A 5,340-nucleotide genomic window follows, 5' to 3' on the forward strand; every position below is an offset into this window, starting at 1 on the left:
TAATTTCATTATTAACCTTTTCCAAAAGTATTTTTTAAAGCCGCGCCTGCTATGGATGTCGGTACGGCATTGACAGCTGAAGTAAGCGTGGCTAATTCCGGTCGTTGTCTTTCAGGTACTTTTCTAACTTGCCCTGCTAAATTAAAACGAATATCTGACTCAGTAGGCGTTAAAGGATCTACAAACTGGTAGATTGCTCAGCTGAGTTCCTTCACCACCACTGTTGTCGGCAAGAGGTTGAACACCGTGATTAGATGAGTTAGGACAAATTAAAATAATGTCCACACTTACCCCACAGAGACCAACACACAGCCACCTGAACAGCCACAAGCGACTTTGTGACCTTCAAGTGCAACAGGAATACCGTTAATTTTCATTAAGCTATCGCCTTCAACGATAGTGCCTGTTTTTTTACACGAAGGACAATAAACCGAGTCGCCCACACAAGCGACGCCTTGGGCTTGCTTGGCGAGAGAGGAAGCTGTCAGCACCACGCCTCCCGTATTCGTCGTATCATTTTTTAGAATGATTTTACGACCGTTAACTGTGCTGCGCATTATTAGAAATCCTTTAAAAGCTAAAAAAATTTTCTATTTTCATTTTATATTGATTGGCGAATGCATTCCGCCAAGTGCGCTTCCATCACTTCATCTTGCGGTAATATTTTATCCACTTTGGTTACTTGCTCTTTGATTTGCTGTTCAAGGTCTGATGGAACTGGCGCATCCCTAAATAAACGACAGCGTTTTCTTGTGTAGTCAGCTTCCGCTAATGGCGTCAATCCATTAAATAAGTATTTGGTGATATAACCTAACCCCCACGCTTTATCATTATCACTCCCACCACCAAGGTAGCTAAATAGCGTTAAGTTGGGCAGATATTTCTGTGTCGCTAAATTCCCTTGATTGTCGACCCGATATAAAAATAAAGTCAACGTAGGGCGAATATCCGCAAATTCAATTTGTGTATACTTAGCCACATAGACATTCATTTTCATGTCCCACGTATAGAATAACTGTTTTTCTCTATCGCAGATTAATGGTGGCCTATTTTTCATTAAAAATATCCATAAAAATAAAACAACAGAGGTCAGCAACTGAACAAGTAAAATTAGTAAATCAAAAATCAATTTATTACTTTTTATAGTTGAACCACTGAAATATCTATAATCTAAGTATGAGCTAAAAGGTAAGCTCTTCCCATCCAAATATTCAGATCCATAAGCAGGTGATTTTTTTTTATCTTTAAAAAAAAATAACTCATTATCTTTTTTTTCTCTATTTTCTAATACTTCTAAAAATAATTTTTCAGTTTTTTTCCACGGATCAATATAAATCACATTTACACCATATAAAAATGATATCAAGAAAGTCACTGCAATCGGGAGTAACAACATAATTCTGGCATTATAAAATGCTTGCCCTATTGTTAAATTAACATTGTCGATCTTATCAATAAATTGGATCACTTCCATTTGTTTAAGTGGCATTTTTGACGTTTCTGTTTGCAGAAGTGGTTCATTATAATCACTTAATTTATATCTTAGCTCCATGATTGCCCTCCTGAACGTGCGACCATTTTTCCATAGTGTTTAACATCAAGTTTTGCAATATTATTATCATTCCACTGAGAACATCCACAAGCGGCTTTATGACCTTCTAATGCGACAGGGATACCCTTAATATTCATTAAGCTATTGCCTTCAATGATAGCGCCGTTTTTTTACATAAAGGACAATAAACCGAGTCACCCACTCAAGCTATACCTTGAGTTTGCTTGGCGAGAGAAGAAGCTGTCAGCACAGTACCACCTGTATTCGTCGTATCATTTTTTAAAATGAGTTTTCTGCCGTTCACAAGACTACGCATTGCGTTTTTTCTCCTGATCAAGCTTTGCTAAAATCTGTTCGACCTGTTGCTCAAAATCAGCAGGCAGTGGGTTTTTACCAAAAAAGACTTTCGGTTTTTTTCGGTAATAGTTTGACTGAATCAGCGCATCACGGCCTTCATGCATATAGGTATTGATAAAGTTAATAAAACGCTGGTCGTGGTAATCCGTGCTGGTATGGTAAACCGAATACACATACACATTGGGAAAGAACAATTCAGTGACCAATGATTGTTTGCGCTTATCAAAACCAAATAATTGGATGGCAATCATTTTACCGATTTTACCAACACCCACCTCCGGATAGCGTGCGACAAAAACCCTGCCACCATGCCACGTATACACTAAATTTTTTTCGCGATCAAAAACCAAATTACGCGGCTTTTTGAAAAAGGACTGATAGCCCCCCACAACAATAAAGAGAAATAAAATCAATAATAAAATAGAAGAAAGAAATGTCTCTAAATAAGGGGTTGTTGTAATATAGCCATCAAAGTAAACATGAAAATAATCGACTAAGGATAGTTTTTCTTGATCAAAGTAGGGGGCATATTTATCAACAACAAATGTAGGTAGCTTATCTCTTTGTGTTTTATCTTCATATAAGGCTCTATATTCCAACGTATAGGTTTGAAGTCGTTTATTAAAATTTGTATAGCTTTTATAATGATCCATAAAAACAAAGTGAAAAAACATAACAAATGCAATGATTCCAGAAATAAATCCCGGAAATGCGAACGCATCGCGACGTCGAATATCCTTGTTAACCAAAATACACTGCTGTTTATCGACTGTTTCTAGAAAATCCAATTCTGACATTGGCCAATCTTCAGTGTAGCGCTCGCCCTGCTCCCCCAAAGGCTGTGGCTTTAGTCGATGAGGGTGCTTAGCAGGATTAAAAAAAATACTCATTAAATATTCTCACTGTTAATAAACCCCATTACCGTATTATTTTCTTGAGCCTCACCACTCCAATCTAAATAACGCAGTGGCGTTTTTAATTGATCATTAACTTGATAATACCAATATAAATCTTCAATACCCATACGGCTATTTTCATTTCTAAAGGCAGAATAGGTATTCACCATTTTAGATTGTACTTCCACGCTAAATTTAAATATCCCCGTTTCAGGGTTCCACTGACCTTTTTCACTTGCCACTTTCAATTGTTGACTCATTTCTAAGAGATCTTTTCGTGTGTTCAGAACATAGGCGGAGTATGCCGTTTTGATTTGCGTCGCCATGCCACTATGGTTTCCAACCTGCGTAACAAAGTGAAAATAAATCTCAGAAATACCCGGTGTAAAATTAGTGAATTCAAAAGATAACCGGATTTTCCGCCCCGGTATTTCTTCTTGAGTCATTTTCGCGGTATAAAACAGATTATAAAATTCTTGCAACTCAATAATTCCAATCTTCTCATACTGTTCAAAGTTATTAATATATTCTTTTAATTGTTCTCCTATTGGGGAAGGTCTATCATTATCCCAAAAATTAGAGCGTCGTTCATTGTGTCACTCACAAAATAGCGTTGTATTTTTACTTATGACACCCTACGCATTATTATTCTCTTTGTCCAATTGTTCCAATGTCTTTTCTATTTGTATATCAACATCGGCAGGAGGCTCGTAACTGCCAAAATAAAACTTTAGTGGCTCACACTCAAAATCTTTCTCGGTAATTGCATCTCGTCCTTTTTGCATATAGGCGTTAATAAAACTAATAAATGCATTGTTTTCATATTTTTCACTTAAAAATATACTACTGTGCTCGGATGCATTGGGTTGAAATAACAATGTTTCCAACTGATTTTTAGTTGCATCAAATGTAAATAGCTTTATAAATAAATTATTACTTGGAGTGGCATACCCAACATTATTATATCGTGCAACATAAACCTTTTTATTTTCCCATGTATACAATAAATTTCGTTTTCTATCTAACACGAGAATAGGATAAGGATCAATAAAAGCAGATCTTCCTGTGGTATAGAGCGCATAACCAAAAGCTAGTGTTAATAATATTGTCAGGTATATTGCATATTTAGTACCCGCATAAAAGTTACCTGAATAATAAGAGATTAAATAATCGAACACACTTGGCTCTTTAGCAAAAAAAGGTTTGTACAATTCTATTGCATCTGGTGGTTTTACTGAGTTTTCATAAATTTCTTTGTATCCATCAACAATAGATTTAAATGAAATATAGTTAGAATAATGACTTTCAATAAAAGAATTAGTCATAAAAATGAAACTAGCAAATATAACCAAGAATAAAGGTATTTAACCCACTTTTCGATAACTAAAGTTAGTTGATTTTACTTGGCATTGTTCCTCATTTATTTTTAATACATAAGGACTTTCCTCTAAAGAGCCTTTAACGTGGTACTCTTCTTGATAAGATATAACTTTTTGAGTTTTAAGCTTACTTGGAAACAGGGTTCCTATAAAGAATTTAAACATTACGGTGCTTCTCCATCAATAAAACCAAAAGTAACGTTATGTCCATCAGTGCCACCATTCCAATTTTTATAGCGTAATGGAGATATTTTATTTTCTCTTACATCAACAATGTAGTACCAATATAATTTGGGAATATAGGATGGCTGTCCATACCCCATTTTACTGACAGCAAGTGCTGTATTATCAATACCAGTGTCAACATTCAGATGTAACACTAACGAGTCCTTCATATTACGAATTGATGCTATTGTTTTTTTCAATTCGCTATCAAAGTTTTTAGTGAATTTATTCTCAGCGGGATAATATTTATTATCCTCATGATAAATAATTTTATCAGGTTTATAGGGCTGATTATAGCTTGGGGCTGCCCCAAAAATTCCCTTACCATCGTATATTCAATATCCCGAATACCAGCAGCAAAATTCGACAGTATGAAAATATATTGGACATTGTTAGAGTGAGGCGTTTCGATCACTTGCAAGCTAACAGGAAAAAATAAATTTAAAAATTCTTGTTGTTCAATCAGGTGACTTTTTTCTGGTATTTCATTTTTTCTCATCTATATTATCTGAGTACTTATTCTATTTTTTTCTATTTCATCCCGCTCTTTTCCCTAAAATTTATATTTATCACCACTTCCCCAAAAACAGTTTTTTAATAACGTTTCTAAATGATCCCAGCTGTACAGTTTATACATTGTGTAGCCAGTGTTCTGCTGAGATAAAAACCTTAAAAATATTGGTAACTATGTCAGATAAAAAATTAAATATCTGAAGGTTATATTCGTTTCTATTAATTAACCAATCGTTACCGACGAATTACCAATTAATACACCGCCGCAACTGACAGGATCACCCGTTCGCGCCGCTGGCTTGCCATCAATAAACACACAACTTGAGCCACCAACGATGGTTCTTGAATGTCCACCGTGAGGCGCTAAAATATCCCCTTGCCGAGCAACTGCCTTACCATCGACTTTTACCGTTGGTGA

General features: G+C 35.5%; 9 protein-coding genes and 1 pseudogene. All 10 read right to left on the reverse strand.

Translation table 11 applies throughout. The annotated features are described in order from the left end of the window. Positions 1–287: 287 nt before the first annotated feature. On the reverse strand, positions 288–557 hold the full coding sequence (locus ACLPIE_RS22190; protein WP_430263802.1) for a PAAR domain-containing protein: 270 nt from the start codon (positions 555–557) through the stop codon (positions 288–290). A gap of 44 nt (positions 558–601) precedes the next feature. Continuing rightward, positions 602–1,552 (reverse strand): hypothetical protein, encoded by a 951-nt coding sequence (locus ACLPIE_RS22195; protein ID WP_430263803.1) that lies wholly within the window; start codon positions 1,550–1,552, stop codon positions 602–604. After that, positions 1,543–1,868 (reverse strand): annotated as a pseudogene (locus ACLPIE_RS22200) (PAAR domain-containing protein). The gene ACLPIE_RS22195 and the pseudogene ACLPIE_RS22200 overlap by 10 nt, the downstream one beginning before the upstream one ends. Further along, positions 1,861–2,799 carry a hypothetical protein gene (locus tag ACLPIE_RS22205; protein ID WP_430263804.1) on the reverse strand — a complete coding sequence of 313 codons (939 nt, stop codon included), beginning with the start codon at positions 2,797–2,799 and terminating at the stop codon, positions 1,861–1,863. Before ACLPIE_RS22205 ends, ACLPIE_RS22200 begins: the two are co-directional and overlap by 8 nt. After that, on the reverse strand, positions 2,799–3,287 hold the full coding sequence (locus ACLPIE_RS22210) for a hypothetical protein (RefSeq protein ID WP_430263805.1): 489 nt from the start codon (positions 3,285–3,287) through the stop codon (positions 2,799–2,801). Before ACLPIE_RS22210 ends, ACLPIE_RS22205 begins: the two co-directional genes overlap by 1 nt. A gap of 153 nt (positions 3,288–3,440) precedes the next feature. Beyond that, positions 3,441–4,130, reverse strand: a complete 690-nt coding sequence (locus ACLPIE_RS22215) for a hypothetical protein (RefSeq protein WP_430263806.1) — start codon at positions 4,128–4,130, stop codon at positions 3,441–3,443. A gap of 39 nt (positions 4,131–4,169) precedes the next feature. Beyond that, positions 4,170–4,349, reverse strand: a complete 180-nt coding sequence (locus ACLPIE_RS22220) for a hypothetical protein (RefSeq protein WP_430263807.1) — start codon at positions 4,347–4,349, stop codon at positions 4,170–4,172. Next, positions 4,349–4,564 (reverse strand): hypothetical protein, encoded by a 216-nt coding sequence (locus ACLPIE_RS22225; protein ID WP_430263808.1) that lies wholly within the window; start codon positions 4,562–4,564, stop codon positions 4,349–4,351. The genes ACLPIE_RS22220 and ACLPIE_RS22225 overlap by 1 nt, the downstream gene beginning before the upstream one ends. 41 nt (positions 4,565–4,605) lie before the next feature. Continuing rightward, positions 4,606–4,908, reverse strand: a complete 303-nt coding sequence (locus ACLPIE_RS22230) for a hypothetical protein (RefSeq protein ID WP_430263809.1) — start codon at positions 4,906–4,908, stop codon at positions 4,606–4,608. 237 nt (positions 4,909–5,145) lie between these two features. Then, positions 5,146–5,340: PAAR domain-containing protein (locus ACLPIE_RS22235; protein WP_430263810.1), on the reverse strand; the 195-nt coding region annotated here is incomplete at its 5' end.

The sequence above is a fragment of the Providencia sp. Me31A genome, assembly GCF_050487165.1.
In the GTDB taxonomy this organism is placed as follows: Bacteria; Pseudomonadota; Gammaproteobacteria; order Enterobacterales; family Enterobacteriaceae; genus Providencia.